Source organism: Modestobacter excelsi (genome assembly GCF_005930495.1).
GTDB classification, from domain to species: domain Bacteria; phylum Actinomycetota; class Actinomycetes; order Mycobacteriales; family Geodermatophilaceae; genus Modestobacter; species Modestobacter excelsi.
Map to the genome: position 1 here is coordinate 36,076 of NZ_SJEX01000022.1, position 19,438 is coordinate 55,513.

General features: G+C 74.0%; 14 protein-coding genes. 6 read left to right on the forward strand and 8 right to left on the reverse strand.

Annotated features, from left to right (window positions below):
• The first annotated feature begins 78 nt into the window (after positions 1 to 78).
• The 5 genes from FHL80_RS09980 (at position 79) to FHL80_RS10000 (ending at position 5,410) form a co-directional block, all read left to right on the forward strand.
• Positions 79 to 1,584, forward strand: a complete 1,506-nt coding sequence (locus tag FHL80_RS09980; protein WP_138733266.1) for a long-chain-fatty-acid--CoA ligase — start codon at positions 79 to 81, stop codon at positions 1,582 to 1,584.
• Positions 1,581 to 1,979, forward strand: a complete 399-nt coding sequence (locus tag FHL80_RS09985; RefSeq protein ID WP_138733267.1) for a hypothetical protein — start codon at positions 1,581 to 1,583, stop codon at positions 1,977 to 1,979. The genes FHL80_RS09980 and FHL80_RS09985 overlap by 4 nt, the downstream gene beginning before the upstream one ends.
• Positions 1,900 to 3,000: an alpha/beta fold hydrolase gene (locus FHL80_RS09990; protein ID WP_138733268.1), complete on the forward strand. Its 1,101-nt coding sequence runs from the start codon at positions 1,900 to 1,902 to the stop codon at positions 2,998 to 3,000. Before FHL80_RS09985 ends, FHL80_RS09990 begins: the two co-directional genes overlap by 80 nt.
• 64 nt (positions 3,001 to 3,064) lie before the next feature.
• Positions 3,065 to 3,652 carry a TetR/AcrR family transcriptional regulator gene (locus FHL80_RS09995; protein WP_216870575.1) on the forward strand — a complete coding sequence of 196 codons (588 nt, stop codon included), beginning with the start codon at positions 3,065 to 3,067 and terminating at the stop codon, positions 3,650 to 3,652.
• A gap of 75 nt (positions 3,653 to 3,727) precedes the next feature.
• Positions 3,728 to 5,410: an MDR family MFS transporter gene (locus FHL80_RS10000; RefSeq protein ID WP_138733270.1), complete on the forward strand. Its 1,683-nt coding sequence runs from the start codon at positions 3,728 to 3,730 to the stop codon at positions 5,408 to 5,410.
• Here FHL80_RS10000 and FHL80_RS10005 read toward each other — a convergent pair.
• The 4 genes from FHL80_RS10005 to FHL80_RS10020 all read right to left on the reverse strand — a co-directional run bounded on the left by FHL80_RS10005 (position 5,403) and on the right by FHL80_RS10020 (position 12,665).
• Positions 5,403 to 6,179, reverse strand: coding sequence for an SGNH/GDSL hydrolase family protein (locus tag FHL80_RS10005; RefSeq protein WP_138733271.1), 777 nt, complete (start codon positions 6,177 to 6,179; stop codon positions 5,403 to 5,405). The two genes, FHL80_RS10000 and FHL80_RS10005, sit on opposite strands and share 8 nt — an antisense overlap.
• The gene (locus tag FHL80_RS10010; RefSeq protein ID WP_138733272.1) at positions 6,176 to 8,404 is read right to left on the reverse strand and encodes a glycoside hydrolase family 3 C-terminal domain-containing protein; all 2,229 of its coding nucleotides are present in this window, start codon (positions 8,402 to 8,404) and stop codon (positions 6,176 to 6,178) included. Before FHL80_RS10010 ends, FHL80_RS10005 begins: the two co-directional genes overlap by 4 nt.
• Before the next feature lie 323 nt (positions 8,405 to 8,727).
• The gene (locus FHL80_RS10015; RefSeq protein ID WP_246078589.1) at positions 8,728 to 10,257 is read right to left on the reverse strand and encodes a glycoside hydrolase family 43 protein; all 1,530 of its coding nucleotides are present in this window, start codon (positions 10,255 to 10,257) and stop codon (positions 8,728 to 8,730) included.
• Positions 10,254 to 12,665: a glycoside hydrolase family 2 TIM barrel-domain containing protein gene (locus FHL80_RS10020; RefSeq protein WP_138733273.1), complete on the reverse strand. Its 2,412-nt coding sequence runs from the start codon at positions 12,663 to 12,665 to the stop codon at positions 10,254 to 10,256. Before FHL80_RS10020 ends, FHL80_RS10015 begins: the two co-directional genes overlap by 4 nt.
• A gap of 227 nt (positions 12,666 to 12,892) precedes the next feature.
• On the opposite strand from FHL80_RS10020, the gene FHL80_RS10025 reads away from it, so the two are divergent.
• A complete protein-coding gene (locus FHL80_RS10025) occupies positions 12,893 to 13,645 on the forward strand; it encodes an SDR family NAD(P)-dependent oxidoreductase (RefSeq protein ID WP_138733274.1) in 753 nt (250 codons plus the stop codon).
• Positions 13,646 to 13,658: 13 nt separating this feature from the next.
• Here the strand turns inward: FHL80_RS10025 and FHL80_RS10030 are convergent, their stop codons facing one another.
• The 4 genes from FHL80_RS10030 to FHL80_RS10045 all read right to left on the reverse strand — a co-directional run.
• Positions 13,659 to 14,489 (reverse strand): nucleoside hydrolase, encoded by an 831-nt coding sequence (locus FHL80_RS10030; RefSeq protein WP_138733275.1) that lies wholly within the window; start codon positions 14,487 to 14,489, stop codon positions 13,659 to 13,661.
• Positions 14,486 to 15,973, reverse strand: a complete 1,488-nt coding sequence (locus FHL80_RS10035) for a glycoside hydrolase family 43 protein (protein WP_138733276.1) — start codon at positions 15,971 to 15,973, stop codon at positions 14,486 to 14,488. The genes FHL80_RS10030 and FHL80_RS10035 overlap by 4 nt, the downstream gene beginning before the upstream one ends.
• Entirely contained in the window at positions 15,970 to 18,588 is a 2,619-nt protein-coding gene (locus tag FHL80_RS10040) for a glycoside hydrolase family 78 protein (RefSeq protein ID WP_138733277.1), read from the reverse strand. Before FHL80_RS10040 ends, FHL80_RS10035 begins: the two co-directional genes overlap by 4 nt.
• The coding region (locus FHL80_RS10045) for an alpha/beta hydrolase fold domain-containing protein (RefSeq protein ID WP_138733278.1) at positions 18,585 to 19,438 on the reverse strand (854 nt) is incomplete at its 5' end. The genes FHL80_RS10040 and FHL80_RS10045, both read right to left, overlap by 4 nt.

A 19,438-nucleotide genomic window follows, 5' to 3' on the forward strand; every position in this document is an offset into this window, starting at 1 on the left:
ACGCTATCGGGGATGTGCGGTAGATCACCGCCCGGGCGGGTAGGCGGGGGGCCGGTACCCGAGGGGGAGAACTCGACGATGAGCAACCTGGCACAGAACCTGCTGGACACCGCGGAGCGGGAGGGCGACCGCACGGCGCTGCGGATGGACGAGGCGTCGCTGACGTACCGCGAGTTCCGGGACGCCGCGTTCCGCGTCGCCGCGGGGCTCCGGGCGCGCGGCGTGGAGCCCGGCGACCGGGTGGGCATGGTCCTGCCCAACGTGCTGGCCTTCCCGGTGGTCTTCTACGGCGCACTGCTGGCCGGCGCGGTGGTCGTGCCGATGAACCCGCTGCTGAAGGCGCGCGAGGTCGAGTACTACCTGGAGGACTCCGGGGCGCGGGTCGTCGTGACCGGTGAGCAGGCGGCGGCCGCCGTCACCGAGGCCGCCGGCACGGTGGGGATCGACGCGGTGACCGTCGGCGCCGCGTTCCCCGAGGAGCTCATGGGCCCGGCCGGCGAGGTCACCCCCGCGGTCGAGCGGGCCGACGGGGACACCGCGGTGATCCTCTACACCTCCGGCACCACCGGGAAGCCCAAGGGCGCGGAGCTCACCCACGCGGGGCTGGGCAGCAACGCCCGCACCACCGAGGAGACCCTGCTGGAGGCCACCCCGGACGACGTGGTCATGGGCTGCCTGCCGCTGTTCCACGTCTTCGGGCTCACCTGCTCGCTCAACGCCGGGGTGCTGGCCGGCGCGTGCCTGACGCTGATCCCGCGCTTCGACGGGGCCAAGGCGCTGGCGGTCATCGAGCGCGACTCGGTCACCGTGTTCGAGGGCGTGCCCACCATGTTCTCCGCGATGCTGCACGCGCCCGACCGCGACGGCGTCGACGTCTCGACGTTGCGGCTGTGCGTGTCCGGCGGGTCGGCGATGCCGGTGGAGGTGATGCGGTCCTTCGAGGAGACCTTCGGCTGCATCGTGCTGGAGGGCTACGGGTTGTCCGAGACCTCGCCGGTGGCCGCGTTCAACCACCCGCACGCCGAGCGGAAGCCCGGGTCCATCGGCGTGCCGATCCGCGGCGTGGAGCAGCGACTGGTCGACGACGACGGCAAGGACGTCGCGGCGGGCGAGGTCGGCGAGATCGCCATCCGCGGCGAGAACGTGATGAAGGGCTACTGGCAGCGGCCCGAGGAGACGGCGAAGGCCATCCCGGACGGCTGGTTCCGCACCGGCGACCTGGCCCGGCAGGACGAGGACGGCTACTACTTCATCGTCGACCGCAAGAAGGAGATGATCATCCGCGGGGGCTACAACGTCTACCCGCGGGAGATCGAGGAGGCCCTCTACGAGCACCCGGCGGTGGCCGAGGTCGCCTGCATCGGGATCAAGCACCCCGAGCTCGGCGAGGAGGTCGCCGCGGCGGTCGCCCTGAAGCCCGGCGCCAGCGCCGACCCCGACGAGCTGCGCGACTTCGCCAAGGCGCGGGTCGCGGCGTACAAGTACCCCCGTCACGTGTGGCTGGTCGACGCGCTGCCCAAGGGCCCGACCGGCAAGATCCTGCGCCGTGCGGTGGAGGTGCCCGCGCAGGAGGGGACGCGATGACGGAGTCCCCGCTGTGGCGTCAGGCCTACGACGCCGCCGAGCGCCGGGTCACCCCGCACGCCGACCGGCTGGTCCGGACGCCGTCCTTCGCCGTCGGCACCGCCGTGCTGCGGCGGGCCCAGGCGCTGGCCCGCAGCTCGGCGGAGGGCGTCACCGCCCGCGCCTGGCACCTGCTCAACCTCCCTGCCGGCAGCGACGTGAGCCGGCTGCGCACCCAGATCGGCGCGCTGGACCGGGAGGTCCGGCGGCTAACCGTGCAGCTGGAGCTCGAACGGCGCCGGCCCGCCGCACGTCAGCCCGACGCCGAGGAGCCCCATGCCGAACCTGCCGACCCCCCAGACGGTGCTGGACCGCGTCCGGCGCGACGTCGAACGCAACGCCCGGCGGGCGCGTAACGGCATCCGGCTGGCCGCCGGCGCCGACCGCCCGGGCGTCGGCCAGACCCCGAAGGACGTCGTCTGGCAGCGGGGCCGCACGCAGCTGTGGCACTACCGCAACGACGACGTCCGGCACTCCCCACCGCTGCTGGTCGTGTTCAGCCTGATCAGCCGGAGCTACATCCTCGACCTGACCCCGGGCAACAGCTTCGTGGAGCAGCTGCTCGCGGCGGGGTTCGACGTGTACCTCCTGGACTGGGGCGAGCCCGACGACCGGGACGCCCAGAACCAGCTCGAGGACTACGTCGACGACTACATCCCAGCCGCCGTCGCCCGGGTGCTGGAACGGTCCGGGACCGAGGAGCTGACCATGGTCGGCTACTGCTTCGGCGGGGACCTCGCGCTGCTCCACGCCGCGCACCACCCCGACGCGCCGGTGCGCAGCCTCACCGTGCTGGCCACCCCGGTCGACTTCCGGCACCTGGGTCCGCTCGCCGACGTGTTCGCCTCCGGCCGTCTGGACGTCGACGACGTGGTCGACAGCGCGGGCAACGTGCCGCCGCAGGTCGTCCTGCAGGGGTTCAAGGCGCTGACCCCGGTGGCCGAGGTGACCCGGTACGTGACCCTGTGGGAGCGGCTGTGGGACGACCAGTACGTCGCCGCCTACCAGGCGATGACCGGCTGGTCGGACGACCACGTGCCCTTCCCCGGCGCCGCGGCACGCCAGACGGTGCGGATGCTGCTGCGCGACAACGGGTTGCTCACCGACCGGCTGGTCCTCGGCGGTGACACCGTGCACCTGCGGGACGTCACGCTGCCCTTCCTGACGGTCCGGGCGACCCGGGACCACATCGTGCCGACCGCCGCGACCGCCCCGCTGATCGACCTGGTCGGTTCCGCGGACAAGCACGAGCTGGCTCTCGACGCCGGGCACATGGGGCTGGTCGTCGGCCGGACGGCGGCCCGGACCACGGTGCCCACGATCATCGACTTCCTCCGCCGGCGCAGCGACGACGTCGGCCGGGCGAGCGCCTCCTGACGCCGGCGCGCCGTGCAGGGCGCGCATGTTTGCAGTTCGTGCACGATTCGGCCACGATGAGCCGGTGACGTCGGGGCTGCGCGAACGCAAGAAGCTCGCCACCCGGCTGGCGCTGCACGAGGCCGCCCTGCGGCTGGTCGCCGAGCGCGGCCTCGAGCACGTGTCGATCGAGGACATCACCGCCCGGGCCGACGTCTCCCCGCGCACGTTCTTCAACTACTTCGCCTCCAAGGACGACGCGGTGGTCGGGCTGGACCCGGCGGCCGCGGCCCGGCAGGCCGAGGCGTTGATCGCCCGGCCGGCGGGCGAGCCGGCCGTCACGGCGATGCGCGCGCTGGCCCGCGACCAGGCGACCGAGATGGCCGAGGACCGGCAGCTGTGGCCGCTCCGGGTGCAGGTCATCGAGGCGCACCCGGCGCTGGTCGGCCGACTGGTCGCCGCCTTCGGCGAGTCCGACCGGGTGCTGGCGGCGGCGATCGCCGAGCGCACCGGCACGCACGTGGACGACGTCCTGCCGATGCTGCTGGCCGCCGTGGCCGCCGCGGCGATGCGCACCTCGCTGCACCGCTGGTTCGCCAGCGACTTCACCGCCTCCCTGCCCGACCTCGTCGACGAGGCCTGGGACGCGGTGGGCGCCGGGCTGCCCGGCTGAAGAAGGACCTCGTCCTCCCCGCACCACCCGGTGCCGCGCGCCCGCGGCACCGACGAACGAGTGAGGAGCACGACCATGCAGGCCCCGCCCACCGACGCCCGGCCGGTCGACAGCACGGCACCCGTCATCGTGCTGACCCGGCGCCGGATCAACATCATCTTCTCGGCGCTGATCGCCGGGATGCTCATGGCGGCGCTGGACCAGACGATCGTCTCGACCGCCATGCCGACGATCGTCGGCGACCTCGGCGGCGTCTCGCACATGGCCTGGATGACCACCGCCTACCTGCTGGCGACCACGCTGGTCATGCCGGTCTACGGCAAGTTCGGTGACCTGTGGGGCCGCCGGAACCTGTTCCTCATCGCCATCGGGCTGTTCACGGTGGCCAGCCTCGGCGCCGCGCTGTCGCCGTCGTTCGGGTGGCTCGTGGTCTGGCGCGGCGTGCAGGGCCTCGGTGGTGGCGGGCTGATGATCCTGTCCCAGGCGATCATCGCCGACATCGTCCCGGCCCGGGAGCGGGCCAGGTACATGGGCCCGATCGGTGCGCTGTTCGGGCTCTCCGCGGTGGCCGGCCCGCTGGTGGGCGGCTTCTTCACCGACTCGGCCGCCCTGGGCTGGCAGTGGTGCTTCTGGGTCAACGTGCCGGTCGGCCTGATCGCGTTCGGCATCGGCTGGTCAGCCCTCACGCTGCCGCGCAAGCGGAACAGCACGCCGCTGGACCACTTCGGCATCGTCGCGCTGTCGGCGACGACGACCTCGCTGGTCCTGTTCACCGACTTCGGCGGGAGCGACGGCTGGGGTGCGCCGCGGACGCTGCTGTCCATCGCCGCCTTCGTCGTCTCGGTGCTGGTCTTCGTGCTCGTGGAGCGGCGCGCGGTCGAGCCGATCGTCCCGCTGTCGCTGTTCCGCAACCCGACCTTCGTCGTCGCGACCGCGCTGGGCATGGCGGTGGGTCTCGGCATGTTCGCCGCGATCGCGTTCATGCCGACCTACCTGCAGATGAGCTCGGGGCTGTCGGCGGCGAACTCGGGCCTGCTCATGCTGCCGATGACCGCCGGCATCATCCTGACCATCCAGGGCTCGGCCGGCCTCATCCAGCGGACCGGCCGGTACAAGGTGTTCACCGTCGCCGGGGTGGCGCTGATCCTGGCCGCGATGCTCTGGATGACCACGCTGTCCGGCGGCACCTCGCTGTGGACCGTCGGCGCGATGTTCTTCCTGCTCGGGGCCGGCCTGGGGCTGATCATGCAGAACGTCGTGCTCGCCGCCCAGAACGCCGTCCCGGCCGGGCAGATCGGCACCGCGACCTCGACGAACAACTACTTCCGCGAGGTCGGCGCCACGCTCGGCGTCGCGGTGTTCGGCACGCTGTTCACCAGCCGGCTGGCCGACAGCCTGACCTCCGCGCTGTCCGGCAACGCTGAGCAGGCGGTGCGGGCCGGGATCACCTCACCGGAGACCCTCGTGCCCTCCGCCGTGCAGGCCGCCGGGGAGCCGCTGCGCACCGCGATCGTGGACGCCTACGCCGACGCCCTGGCGCCGGTGTTCTGGTACCTGGTGCCGATCCTCGTGGTGGCGCTGCTGCTGGCCTTCGCGCTGCGCGAGGTGCCGCTGTCCGACGTGGCCGGCATGGTGGCCCGCGGCGAGGCGGTGGAGCGCGAGGAGGACCTCCCCGTCGTCCCGCCGGTCACCCTCGTCGCCGACCAGCCGGCCGCCACGACCGGGACGTCGGAGGCGCCACCCGCCGTCGTCAGCTGAGGTGCGCGACCAGCAGGTCGGCGACGGCGCGCATGCCGGCGGCGTTCGGGTGGTAGGGCGCGACGCCGCCGGCGAGCAGGTCGCCGAACTCCCAGCCGGTGAGCCACGGGTCGCCCGAGCCGACCGCGTGCTCCCGGGACACCGCCGAGGCGGCCACCAGCTCCGCTCCGGCGTCCCGGGCGGCCGTGGCGGTGGCCGCCTCCAGCCGCCGGCCGATCCCGGCGCACAGCACCCGGTGCTCCTCGCTCATCGGGAACGCGGCGGTGCCCTGCTCGGGCACCACGGTGACGTAGTCGACGAGGACGACCCGCGCCCGCGGCGCGCGCTGCCGGACGGCGTCGACCAGCCCGGCCAACCGGGCCGGCAGCGCGGCCAGCGCCGCGTCGACGGCGGCGGCGTCGATCGACGTCCCGAAGAACGCCCCGGCCGCCTCGGGCGCACCGGCCGGGTCGGCGCGGTACGAGCAGCGCAGCAGGGTCAGCAGGTAGTCGACGTCGTTGCCGCCGACGGTCACGGTGACCAGGTCGGCGTCCGGCACCAGCGCGTCCAGCTGCGGGGGAACGCTGCCGCCGGTCAGCAGCGGCTGCGGCCGGCTGAGGACGTCGTCCACGGTCGCGCCCCCGGAGGTGACGTCGACCAGGTCGTACCCGAGCCGTTCGGCGGCGAGGGCCGGGTAGTTGCGCGCCGACCGGCCGCAGGCCGGGACGACGATCGGGTCGACGCCGGGGCCGGCGGCGAACGAGCTGCCCAGGGCGACGTAGGTGGTCACCGGGCCGCCTCCGCGGCCGCCATCAGCCGGTCGAGCTCCGCGGCGGGGATGGCGGAGCCGAAGTCGGCCGTGAACCGGCGCATCGGCATGGACCCGATCATCTGCAGCATCCCCTCGTGCATCTCCGCCGCGCCGTCGGGCATCGTCGCCAGGAAGCCCTCGAGCAGCTGCGGGCCGGCCACCGGGTGGGCGAACCACTCGGCGACGGAGGACTGCATCGTCAGCTCCGGCACGAGGTCGTCGCCCGCCAGCGTCACGGTCCGCTCGTCGAGGACGTCGGCGGCGCTGGCGCCGACCTGCACCGTGTACTCCCCCGGCGCGACGACCCAGTCGTGCTCCCGGACGTCCCAGTAGGCGAAGGCCCGGCGGTCCAGCTCGAACGCCACCGTCGTCGACTCGCCGGCGGCGAGGGACACCTTGGTGAACGCCCGCAGCTCCCGGGCCGGGCGGCGGACCGGGCCGGCGGTCGTGGCGACGTAGACCTGCACCACGTGCCGGCCGGCCCGCTCGCCGGTGTTGGTCACCGTTCCGGTGACCGTCGCGCCGTCGGCACCTCGGGTGCGGACCTGCAGGTCGGCGGTCTCGAACGTGGTGAAGCTGAGCCCGTGGCCGAACGGGTACCGCACCGGCTGCTCGGCGGTCTCGAAGTGCCGGTAGCCGACCATCACGCCCTCGCCGTAGCGGACGTGCCCCTGCTCGCCGGGGAAGTTCAGGTACGACGGGGTGTCCTGCAGCCGGAGCGGGATCGTCTCGGCCAGCCGGCCGGAGGGGTCGACCGCGCCGGTGAGCAGGTCGGCGAGCGCGCTGCCGCCGGCCTGGCCGAGCAGGAAGCCGGCCAGCACGGCGTCGACGTCGTCGTGCCAGCCCTCCAGGGAGACGACGCTGCCGGCGGAGAGGACGACGACGGTGCGCAGGCTGACCGCGGCCACGGCCCGGATCAGGTCGACCTGGGCGGCGGGCAGGTCCAGGGTGGTGCGGTCGAAGCCCTCGGACTCGTCGGACTCGGCCAGCCCGGCGAAGACGACGGTGACCTCGGCGCCGCGGGCGGCGGCGAGCGCCTCCTCGCGCAGTGCCGCCGCGTCCCCGGAGCCGTCGAGGGTGAACCCGGGGGCGAAGGTCACCTCGACCGACTGCTGGAGGGCGGTGAGCGCGTCGTCGACCCGGGTGGCGTTGACGTGCGAGCTGCCGCCGCCCTGGAAGCGCGGGGTGCGGGCGAACTCGCCGACCACGGTGACCCGGGCGCCGGCGGCCAGCGGCAGGGTGCTGCCGTCGTTCTTCAGCAGCACGGCGCAGCCGGCGGCGAGTTCGCGGGCCAGCGCGTGGTGGGCATCGGCGTCGAAGCCGGCCGTGGGTTCGCCCACCAGCCCGGCGAGGGCGGCGACCCGCCGGACGCTGCGGTCGACGACCGCCTCGTCCAGCCGGCCGGCCCGGACGGCGTCGACGACGAGGGCGTTGCCGGCGCCGGAGTCGCCGGGCATCTGCAGGTCCAGCCCGGCCTCCAGCGCCGCCACCCGGTCGTCGACCGCGCCCCAGTCGGAGACGACGACGCCGCGGAAGCCCCACTCCTCGCGGAGCACCTCGGTGAGCAGCCAGTGGTGCTGGGAGGCGTAGACGCCGTTGACCTTGTTGTAGGCGCACATCACGGTGGCCGGCCGGGACCCGGTGACCACCCGCTCGAAGGCCGGCAGGTAGATCTCGCGCAGCGTCCGCTCGTCGACGTCGGCGCTGACCTGCATGCGCTGGGTCTCCTGGTTGTTGGCCGCGAAGTGCTTCACCGAGGCGCCGACGCCCTCGCCCTGCTGGCCGCGCACGTGGGCGGCGCCGAGCACGCCTGCCAGCAGCGGGTCCTCGGAGTAGTACTCGAAGTTGCGCCCGCCCAGCGGCGACCGCTTGATGTTCACCCCCGGGCCCAGGACGACGGGGACCCCGATCGCCCGGGCCTCGACGCCGACCGCGGCACCGATCCGCTCGGCCACCTCGGGGTCCCAGCTGGAGCCGACGGCGACCGCGGGCGGGAAGCAGGTGGCCGGGACGCTCTCCAGCAGCCCGATCCGGTCGAGGTCGCCCTGCTGGCGGCGGACGCCGTGCGGCCCGTCGGTGAGCACGACCGACGGCAGCCCGGCCTCCTCGACCGGCGGGGTGGACCAGAAGTCCTGGCCGGAGAGGAGCTGCACCTTCCGCTCGAGGGGCAGCGCGGTCGGGTCCGGCGGGGTGGTGGCGGTCACTCCCCGATCCTGCCGACTGCTCCGTGTCCCGGTGAAGCCGCTGCCATTGACCGGCAACGCACTCGGCTCCGGGGATGCCGCGGGTCACAGTGCCCTCGTGACACCTGCGCCGTACGACGACCTGAGCGCCGAGCTGCGGCTGCCCGGGAAGGTGCGCCTTCCCCGGCTGCCGCAGACCCGACCACGCGATGACGACCCGCCACCGTTCTGACCCGGCGTTCCGCCGGGAACCGCAGGAGCGCCACGATCCGCGCGCTACCGGGTCGCCCCCGTCGGCGACGACACCGAGGCCGGTCCGGTCGACGTCGCCCGTCTCACCACGGCTACTGCTCCGAGCCCGCGTACCCCAGCTCGGCGAAGGTGACCGTCCCGTCGACGGCGTACAGCCCGAGGACGCGACCGGTGAAGGACACCGCGGCCTCGGCGGTCCAGTGCCGGCCGTCGAGTTCGGTCAGCTGCACCTCGTCGTCCCCGCTGACCGCGGTCAGCCGGATGCGGTCGCCGCCGAGCGCCTTCGGGTCGAATCCGGTCGGGGGTGGGGACATCTCCATCCGCAGCTCCACCTCGCCGGCGGGGAAGGTGTGCTCCCAGGTCTGGGTGAGGCCGGTGACGACAGCTCGTGCGGTCACGGTGACGTGATCGCCGTGACCGCGGGCCTCGAGCTCGAGGTGCTGGGCCTCGGAGTACCGCGCGGCGAGCCCCCCGGTGCCGCGGCTGGCGTCCACCCGGGTCGAGATGGTGGCGGTCAGGTGCCGCTGCCGGCGCCCCAGGAAGCAGGGGGCGGTCGCGTCCAGCGTCGAGCCGTTCCCGGTGATGGCGAGCCGCCCGGGCGTGGCGGTCAGCGAAGCGACGTCGGCCGGAGTCCGGCGGACCCCCAGCCACCCCGGGTCATCCAGCGCAGCCGGGTCGGTGAAGTCGAAGACGACCTCCTCCACGCCCAGGCGGGGCGCGAGCTCGAGCGGAGCCGGCAGCGGCCAGTCGTCGACCCACTCGACGTCGGTCAGGAAGGTCTCCCGACCCAGCGGGGAGAACGCGCGGGTCAGACCCAGCGGCCGGACGCCGAGGAGGACCAGCGCCGAGCCGCCGTCGGGGGTGGCGACCAGGTCGGCGTGGCCGGTGTTCTGGACCGGCCGCTTGGTGCCGCGGGCGGTGAGCACCGGGTTGGCCGGACACGGCTCGAACGGCCCCTGCGGAGAACGGCTGCGGGCGACGCTGACGGCGTGACCGCGCTCGGTGCCACCCTCGGCGATCATCAGGTACCACCAGTCACCGCGCCGGTGCAGGTGCGGGGCTTCCGGGAACATCGAGCCGGTCCCCGACCACAGCGACCGGGGCGGCTCCAGCGCCGTGCCGGTGTCCAGGTCGACGCGGACCTGCTGGATGCCGTGGTGGGCCCCGATGTCCTCCCCCGTCGTGCCCAGACCGGAGTAGGTGACGTAGGCAGTGCCGTCGTCGTCCCAGGCCAGGTCGGGGTCGATGCCGTCGATCCCGTCGATCGTCGTCCCGTCGCTCCACAGGCCGGCCGGGTCGGTGGCGGTGAACACCACGCAGCCGCGCGGGCTCATCGCGACGGTGACGATCACGTGGAAGACGCCGTCGCGGTACCGGATCGTGGGTGCCCACACGCCGCAGCCGGTGACGACGCCCTGGATCTCCACCTGCTCGGGGCGGGTGGCGACGTTGCCGATGTGCGTCCACTCCACCAGGTCGGTGCTGCGGTACACCGGCATCCCGGGCAGGTACTCGAACGTGGACGTGACCAGGAAGTAGGCGCCGTCGGCGAACACCACGCTGGGATCGGGGTTGAAGCCCGGGATCAACGGGTTGGGACGGACGGGCATGCCGGTGGTCATCGTGCCTCCACGGAGACGGTCACCGGCGCGCACCCGTCCGCCACGGCGGTCAGGGTGATCACACCGGGGCCGGCGGGCCGGACGACGGCGAGCGCGCGGCCGTCGAAGGTGGTGTGCACAGCGTCGAGGTAGGACTCCTCGGTCGCCGGCGCGGCGCTGCCGAACCCGGCGAGCGCTCCCGGCCCGTCCACGGACACGGTCACCTCGCGGTCCCGCCCCAGGAACACCGTGCCCTCGGCGTCGGTGAGCGCGAGGTCCACGTACGCCAGGTCGGCGTCGCCGGCCCGGATGACGCCGCGGTCGGCGACCGCCGTCAGCTGCACCGGCCCGGACGCCGACCGGAGCGAGCACCGGCCGGTCTCGGCACCGCCGCTGCGGCCGACCGCGGTCAGCTCGCCGGGGGCGTAGGGCACCTCGAACTGCGCCCGGAACCGCTGGGCCTCCCCTGCCTTGGCGGTGCCCAGCGAGCGCCCGTCGAGCAGCAGCTCGACCTCCTCGGCGTCGCTGTAGACCTCGACGGTCAAGGGTGTGCCCGCTGCACCGGCGAAGCTCCAGCTGCCCACCGAGTCGGTCCACGCCCACGGCGGCGCCGTGGTCTCCCGGCCCGACCGCTCGGGCCGCACGACCGCGAGGTAGGGGTCGCTGCGCCGGCCGAACACGATCTCCCGGTAGTAGGACGCCGGCCGGCGGTGGCCGGTGACGTCGATGTCGCCGCACCAGGCGAGCAGCCACGGGTAGGGGCCGGCCAGACCGCGTGCGTCCGGGTCCTCGACGTCCGACGTCCGACCGATGCCGGCCTCGCCGAGGTAGTCCCACCCGGTCCAGGTGAAGTCGCCGATGACGTGCGGGTTGTCCTGCACGAGCCGCCACAGCCGGTCGATCTCGGCGGCGAAGGTCTCGCTGCCCACGACGACCCGGTTCGGGAAGGTCGCCCGGTCGGTCTCGTAGCGGGCGTCCATGTAGTTCATGCCGGCCACGTCGAGCACGGCGAAGGACTCCGCGGTGCGCCGGCCGACCAGCTCGGAGCCGGACAGCTCCCGCATGAAGCCGCCCATGTTCGACAGCATCGTGTTGATGCCGCCCTCGGCGGCCGCGAGGTCGGCCGTCGCCTCACCGATGACCGCGAGGGCACCGTTCACCCCGTTGGTGACCAGCCGGGTCGGGTCGAGCCGGCGCACCTCCTCGGCCAGCCGCCGCGACCACAGCGCGCCGTGCGGGGTGCCGACCTCGGGGATCTCGTTGCCGATCGAGTACAGGACGACGCTGGGGTGGTTCACGTCCTTGGCCACCATCGCCGCGACGTCGCGCTGCCACCACTCCGGGAAGTCCAGGGCGGCGTCGAAGTCGGACTTGCTCTCGGTCCACATGTCGGTGAGCTCGTCCATGACCAGGACACCGAGCCGGTCGCAGGCCTCCAGGGCCGCGCGGCTGATGGGGTTGTGCGAGCTGCGGACCGCGTTGAACCCGGCGGCCTGCAGCAGCTCGATCCGGCGCTCGTCGGCCCGGTCGACGGTCGCCGCGCCCAGCACCCCGTTGTCGGAGTGGATGCAGGCGCCCCGGAGCAGCACCGGCTCACCGTTGACCCGCAGGCCGCGGACCGGATCGACGGAGAGCGTGCGGATGCCCACCGTGACCGTCTCGTCGTCGACCGGTCCGTTGCCCTCGTGCAGCGTCACGGTCGCGGTGTACAGCGACGGGGAGTCCGGCCCCCACAGCGCCGGGTCCGGCACGACCAGCCGCTGCCGCACCACCGCCGGCTGGCCTGGACGCACGCTCACCGGCGCCCGGTCACGAGCCACCACGTCGCCGTCGGGGCCGCGCAGTTCGGTGACCGCCTCCACCGTCGCCATCCGGGGCCGGTCGTTCTCGACGGTGGTCACCACCTCGACGACGGCGAGGTCGCGGTCGGCGTCCACGGTGGTGACCCGGACGCCGTCCCGGGCGACGTGCAGCAGCGGGCCGACGACGAGGTGCACCGGCCGGGTGATGCCGGCACCGGCGTACCACCGGGAGTCGGCGGAGGAGCGGCAGACCACCCGGACCTCGTTCTGCTCGCCGTACCGCAGGTGGTCGTCGAGGGCGACGGCAAAGCCGGTGTAGCCCGTGGCCCAGTGCCCGGCCAGCGCGCCGTTGACGTAGACCATGGCCGAGCGGTAGACCGCCTCGAACTCCAGCAGCCAGCGCTGTCCGGCGGCCTCGGCGGGGACGTCGAAGAGCTTCCGGTACTCGTGCACGCCGCCCGGGAAGTAGCCGGACGCGGCGCCGTGCGCCGCGTCGCGCGGCTGCCCCAGGGTCGCGTCGTGCGGCAGCGTCACGTCCTGCCAGGGTGCGGCGGCACCGACGATCTCGGCGAAGGAATTGGCGTGCCGGCGGGTCGACCAGCCGGCGGTGAACGGGGTGCGGCGCATGGCCGTCCTTCCATCGAGGGCACGAGAGGGAAGCACGCGACGGATGGCGTCCTGGCTGGAGCGCCCCATGCTGACGCGGGTCCCGGCTCGAGGCGACCGGCCGTCCGCTGGGTCGCCGCCAGAGCCCGCGGACCGATCCTCCGCGATCCGCACGTCCCGGCGACACCGGTGTGCCGGTGGATGGCAGCAGGTCTCCGACGGATCGCGACGCCCGCCAGACTGCCGACGTGAGTGGACGACTGGCAGGGAAGACGGCGCTGGTCACCGGGGCTGCGGCCGGCATCGGCCGAGCAGTGGCCGACAGGTTCGTCGCCGAGGGAGCACAGGTCGCCTACGCCGACCGCGACGCCGCCGGCGCCGAGGCGGCCGCCACGGCGTCGGGCGGGCGGGCGGTGCGCATGGACGTCACCGACGAGGACAGCGTGGCCGACGGTTTCGCCGAGCTGGCCGAGGCCGGCTGGGTCCCCGACGTCGTGGTCGTCAACGCCGGCGTCCAGCTGTTCGGGCAGGACGCCGAGATCGCCGACCTGGACCTCGACGTCTGGCGGCGCACCCACGACGTGAACCTGACCGGCGCGTTCCTGACCATCAAGCACGCCGTGCGGGCCATGCTGACCGTCGGTGGCGGGTCGATCGTGCTCACCGGCAGCCCCACCGCGATCCGCGGCGAGGGCGCGGAGTTCACCGCCTACGCCTCGTCGAAGGCCGGCATGCTCGGGCTGGGCCGCACGGTCGCCGCTGCCTACGCCCGCCGCGGCATCCGGGTGAACAGCGTCGTCCCGCCCTACACCGAGACCGGTCTGGTCAGCACCATCACCGACGATCCCGAGGCGCGGGCCGCGATCGTCGGCCGGATCCCGATGGGGCGGGCCGGCACGACCCGCGACCTCGAGGGCGTGATGGTGTTCCTCGCCAGCGACGAGTCGGCCTTCGCCACCGGCGCGACGTTCGCCGTCGACGGGGGCATGACCACGCTCTGACCCGGCCCCCGGCTCAGCCGGTGCGGCGCTCGTGCAGCCGCAGCCGGGCGAGCAGGTCGGCGACCAGCAGCCGGACGTCGACGTCGGTGTAGACCCGGCGGGTCGGCGAGCCGGTCCACGTGCTGGAGGCGTCGTCCAGCGCGGTGACCAGGACCGGCGGGCTGTCACCCAGCGGCCACACCTCGCCGAGCTGCACGAAGTCGGGCAGCGGCAGCTCGAGGAAGCGCTGCCAGAGCCACGCGCCCAGCCGTCCGGCGCCGCCAAGGTCGTGCTCCAGCTCGGCGACCGAGTACGAGCACCGGCGGTAGGTCTCCAGCGGGAACTGCCAGACCGGGAGCTCGCCCCGACCCAGCACCTCCTCGGCCGCCTGGAGGTCGGTGTCCCGGTTGTACTCGTCCGCGTCGGGGTCCAGCGACCCGCCGATCCACACCAAGGTCAGCCGCCCGGCGATGTCCGGGGCCTGCCGCAGCGCCTGGGCGACGTTGGTCAGGGGGCCGGCGCAGACCAGGAAGAGCGGCAGCGGGTCGGCCCGCCGCGCCTCGGCGACGATGGCGTCCGCGGCGGCCGACGTGGTGTCGCCCCCGCCGATCGGGACGTCGCACCCGGCGGCCACGACCGGCCGGTGGGTGCCGACCAGGTCGACGAGCTCCTGGGCGAGCCGCGCGCCGGCGGCGGCCGTGCCCGCGGGCGGGCCGAAGACAGGGCTGTTCTGCGAGCCGGTCACCGCCACCACCCGGTTTGCCGGGCTGAGCAGGTGGTGGGCCAGTGCCACCAGCCCGTCCGGGTCGCCGGCCCAGTCGTTGTCGATGACGACCCGGCAGCGTTCCGCGATCCGCAAGCTCATGAGGTGTCCTTCCCGGAGTAGGTGGACGAGCGGACGATGAGAGAACCCGACGAGCACCAGACGCCGGCCAGCCGGCCGGTCATCCCGCCGGCGACCTCGGTGGAGACGTAGCGGCCGTCCAGCCGGCCGAGCTCGGTGAACTCCCCGTCCACGACGACGCCGGCCAGCAGCTGGTCCGGACCGAGCGCGGTCGAGGAGAAGTGGCCCTCGTCCGGCACCGCGCGGATCTCCAGGGTCACGTCACCGGCCGGGACGTCGGCCGAGCCGAGCACCGAGCGCAGCCCGCCGACCTGGGCCACCGCCCGCACCGTCCCACCGGACAGCTCCAGGTCGAGGTGGTGCCGGCCGTCCATCCGCATCGACAGCCCGCCGACGCCCCCGCTCGCGTCCACCACCGCCCGCACCGAGCAGGTCAGGTGCTCCTGCCGGCGGCCCACGAAGGCCCGGTCCTCGGATGTGGGGTCGTCCGACGCCGGGTGGGCGTCCACGGCCTCGAGCCGCCAGCCACCGTCGGTGCGGGTCAAGACGTCGGCCGGGAACCGGCGGGGCGAGACCCAGGAGACCGGCAGCTCGTCGCCGGTCAGCTCCTCGATCGACACGGGGCCGGCGGCCGGCGCGAGCCAGGCACCCAGCCGCGGCCAGCCGTCGACCCACTCGACCTCGGCGGCGAAGGTCTCCCGGCCGAGGACGTGGAACTGGGGGCTGGTGCCGCGGATCCGGACACCGTGGAAGACGATCGCCCAGCTGCCGTCGGGTCGCTGGACCAGGTCGGCGTGGCCGGTGTTTTGCACCGGCGACTCGACGCCTCGGTGGGTGAGCAGCGGGTTGCCCGGGCCCGCTTCCCACGGCCCGGACGGCGAGGGCCCGCGGGCGATCGTCACGGCGTGGCCGCGCTCGGTGCCGCCCTCGGCGATCAGCAGGTACCACCACTCGCCCACCCGGTACAGGTGCGGGCCCTCGGGGAACCGGCCGCCGGTGCCCTGCCAGAGGTGCTGTCGCTCGGTGAGCGCCGCGCCGGTGACCGGGTCGACGGCCTGCTGCACCAGCCCGGCCGGGCCACCCGCGCCGAACCCGGCGTAGCTGACCAGCAGGGTGCCGTCGTCGTCCCAGGCCAGGTCGGGGTCGATGCCGCGCACCTCGGGAAGCCGCACCGGCTCCGACCACTCCCCCAGCGGGTCATCGGCGGTGACCAGCGTCTGCCAGCCACCGTCGGCGAGATTGGTGGTGATCATCCAGAACCGGCCGTCGTGGTGGCGGATCGTGCACGCCGTGATGCCACCCGACCCGGGGGCGGCCGAGACGTCGAGCTGCGGCGGCCGGGCCAGCACGTGCCCGACCTGCTCCCAGGAGAGCAGGTCGGTCGACCGGAAGAGCGGCACACCGGGGGCGTACTCGAAGCTGGAGTGCACCATCCAGTAGGTGTCGCCGACCCGGCAGATGCTCGGGTCCGGGTGGAAGCCCGGGACGACGGGCGTGAGCGTCACTCGTGCCCACCGAGGAACGGGTTGACCGGCAGTTCGACCCGGGTCGGCGCCGCTATGGTGCAGTCGAAGCGGTGCCGGCCCGAGCCGGCCTCCACCAGGCCACTCCCGTCGGGCAGGGCCACCTCCGCCGTGGTGTTCGGCGGCACGGTGACGTCCAGCGTGAACGCCGTCCCGTCCAGCGACCAGGACAGGGCCGCCGTCCCGTACGGGGTCTCGTGCGTGGCCGCCGCCGAGGTGATGCCCGGGCCCGGCTGCGGCGCGAAGCGCAGCCGCCGGTAGCCCGGCGCCGCTGGCGCGAGGCCGGCAACGGTGCGGTGCAACCAGTCGGCGACCGAGCCGAGGGCGTAGTGGTTGAACGACGTCATGTCGCCGGGGTTGATCGAGCCGTCGGGGAGCATCGAGTCCCAGCGCTCCCAGATCGTCGTCGCGCCCATCGTCACCGGGTACAGCCACGACGGGTTCTCGCGCTGCAGCAGCAGCTCGTAGGCGGTGGCCAGCTCGCCGGCGTCGGTCAGCGCGTCAGTCACCAGCGGCGTGCCGAGGAAGCCCGACGCGATGTGGAACCCGTCCTTGAGCACCTGCTCGGCCAGCAACTGCCCGGCGTGCCCCCGCTGCGCGGGCGTCAGCAGGTCGAACTCCAGGGCCAGCGAGTAGGCGGTCTGCGAGGGGTAGGACACCCGCCCGCTCGGCGTCACGTACTCCCCGCGGAACCGCTCGGCGGCCCGCTCGGCGAGGTCGGCGAACCGGGCGCCGTCCCGGCCGAGCACCTCGGCCGCCTGCGCGACGGTGCGCGCCGAGCGGGCCAGGTAGGCGGTCGCCACGCACTGCCAGGGCGTCCGTGCCGCGGCCGGGTCGTCCGGCGGCGCGGCGGCGTCCAGCCAGTCACCGAAGGAGAACCCGCCCTCGGGGAAGTCCAGGTCGGCGCCGGCCCGCGCCGCGAAGACGTCCATCCAGGCGGTCATCGAGTCCCACTGGGCGGCCAGCACGTCCGCGTCCCCGGTGCGCTGGTACAGCACCCACGGGACGACGACGGCGGCGTCGCCCCAGCCGACCTCGGCCTGCTGCGGGAACGGCATCAGCTCCAGGAACGGGACGTACATCGGCACGAGGCCGCCGTGGTCGGTCAGCTGCTCGACAGCCAGGTCGGTCAGCCAGGAGCGGAGCATGCCGGCGGTGTCGTAGAGGAACGACGCGGTGGGCGCGAACACCTGCAGGTCACCGGTCCAACCCAGCCGCTCGTCACGCTGTGGGCAGTCGGTCGGGACGTCGAGGAAGTTGCCGCGCATCCCCCACACGACGTTCTCGTGCAGCCGCTCGACGTCGGGGTCGGAGCAGGCGAACGTGCCGGTGCGCCGCAGGTCGGTGTGCACGACGACGGCCTCGAGCGCGTCCGGCGTGAGCTCGCCCGGCCAGCCGGAGACCTCGGCGTAGCGGAAGCCGTGGAAGGTGAAGCGCGGCTCCCACGTCCGCGGGCCGGTGCCGTCGAACACCACCACGTCCGTGGCGTCGGCGGCCCGCAGCGGCCGGGTGCCCAGCTCGCCGTGCTCGAGGACCTCGGCGTGTCGGACGGTGATCGTGGTGCCGGCCGGGGCGTCGGGCAGCGAGAACCGGATCCGGCCGACCAGGTTCTGGCCGAAGTCGACCAGCGTCGCGCCGGACGGCGACGTGCTGATGGTCTGCACGGGCAGGACCTCGGTGCGCCGAACCGGCGGCCCGGTCGGGGCGATCAGCGTCCCGACGTCGAGGGACCCGGTCTCGACGGGCGCCCAGTCGGCGTCGTCGAACGACGGCGTCGACCAGCCCGGCAGGGCGCGGGTGAAGTCGACCGTCTCGCCCTTGTAGAGGCCGGCGCGGGTCAGCGGGCTGGGTGCCGACCGCCAAGAGCCGTCGCTGCTCACCGTCGTCCGGGAGCCGTCGGGGTGCTCGACCTCCAGCTGCACGAACGCGCCGGTGCGGTCGCCGTACCAACGCCGCTTGCCGGTGAAGCCGAGGTACCCGGCGAACCAGCCGTCGGCCAGGTGCACGCCGATGGCGTTGGCGCCCTCGGCGACCAGGTCGGTGACGTCGTACGTCTGGTACCGCAGCCGGTGGCGATAGCTGGTCCAGCCGGGGGCGAGCACCTGGTCGCCGACGACGGCGCCGTTCAGCTCGGCCTCGTAGACACCCTGCGCGGTCGCGTACAGCCGGGCCCGGACGACGGGCCGGTCGAGCACGAACTCGCGGCGGAGCAGCGCGGCCGGCTCCTCACCGGCGTCGGCCGGGAGCACCGGGTGGACCAGGGTCGCCGTCCAGTCGGCGGGGTCGAGCAGGCCGGCCTCGACGACCGAGTCCTCGCTCCACGCCGACGGCTGGTCGCTGTCGGTGCCCCACACCCGCACCCGCACGGTCCGGCGCTCCCGGCTGGTCAGCGGCGGCGCGCCCCACGGCACGAGCACCGACTCCTTGCTCTCGATGCGGCCCGAGGTCCAGTCGCCGATCTCGAGTTCGTACGCCGCCTGGCACCAGTCCGGCAGGTCGGTGCGGGAGACCCACGACAGCCGGGGCGTGGTCTCACCGATGCCCAGCTGCTCACGGTGGTGCTCGATCGTGACCGGATCGACCGTCAGGTCGCTCATGCCAGCGCCTCCGCCAGGTGGTCCACGGTCAGCGCGACGAGGGCATCGACATCGTCGTGCCCGTCGAAGATGTGCTGCGCTCCCTCGACCGGCACCAGCCGGGCCTCGACCCCCGCGGCGGTCAGCGCGGCGTGCAGCTGCTCGCTCTGCGCGTAGGGCACCACCCAGTCGGCGGTGCCGTGCACCAGCAGGAACGGGGGCGAGGCCGGCGTCACATGGGTGATGGGGCTGGCATCGGCCAGCGCGGCGCCCGTGAGCCCGCGGGTCAGGTGCTCCTCCGGCGGTGTGGCCATCTCCGGCGGCAGCTTCGCCGCGATCTGCGGCGGCAGCTCCATCCGCGGCATGGTCGTCAGGTCGGCCGGGCCGTACCAGTCGACGACGACGTCCACCGCGCTGGATGGGCCGACGACCCCGTGAGTGCCCTCCAGGTCGGGACGGTGCGCGGTCAGTCCGACGAGGGCGGCGATGTGCGCGCCCGCCGACTCACCGGCGACCGCCATCCGCTCGGTGGAGATGCCGAGTTCGTCGGCGTGCGCCCGCAGGTAACGGACGGCGGCCTTGGCGTCGTGCAGCTGCGCCGGGAACGGCGCCTCGAGCGCGTGCCGGTAGTCGATGGTGGCGACGGCCAGGCCCGCGTCGACCAGCGCCTGGAAGAGCTGGTCGGGCCGCAGCGTCTCCGGCAGGTACCGGCGGTCGCCGAACATGAACCCGCCGCCGTGCACCCAGACCACCACCGGCGCGGGCGGCCCGGAGGGCACCCACAGGTCCAGCTGCAGCGGCCGGTAGCCGACCGCGACGGCGTAGGTGACGCCGGCGACGTGCCGCACCCCGTCGTCCCGCAGGGTGGGCT

Bases quoted from the DNA above. Each gene is read 5' to 3' on its own strand.
- FHL80_RS09980 (WP_138733266.1), top strand. From the start codon at position 79: ATGAGCAACCTGGCACAGAACCTGCTGGACACCGCGGAGCGGGAGGGC.
- FHL80_RS09985 (WP_138733267.1), top strand. From the start codon at position 1,581: ATGACGGAGTCCCCGCTGTGGCGTCAGGCCTACGACGCCGCCGAGCGC.
- FHL80_RS09990 (WP_138733268.1), top strand. From the start codon at position 1,900: ATGCCGAACCTGCCGACCCCCCAGACGGTGCTGGACCGCGTCCGGCGC.
- FHL80_RS10000 (WP_138733270.1), top strand. From the start codon at position 3,728: ATGCAGGCCCCGCCCACCGACGCCCGGCCGGTCGACAGCACGGCACCC.
- FHL80_RS10015 (WP_246078589.1), bottom strand. From the start codon at position 10,257: ATGACCACCGGCATGCCCGTCCGTCCCAACCCGTTGATCCCGGGCTTC.
- FHL80_RS10020 (WP_138733273.1), bottom strand. From the start codon at position 12,665: ATGCGCCGCACCCCGTTCACCGCCGGCTGGTCGACCCGCCGGCACGCC.
- FHL80_RS10030 (WP_138733275.1), bottom strand. From the start codon at position 14,489: ATGAGCTTGCGGATCGCGGAACGCTGCCGGGTCGTCATCGACAACGAC.
- FHL80_RS10040 (WP_138733277.1), bottom strand. From the start codon at position 18,588: ATGAGCGACCTGACGGTCGATCCGGTCACGATCGAGCACCACCGTGAG.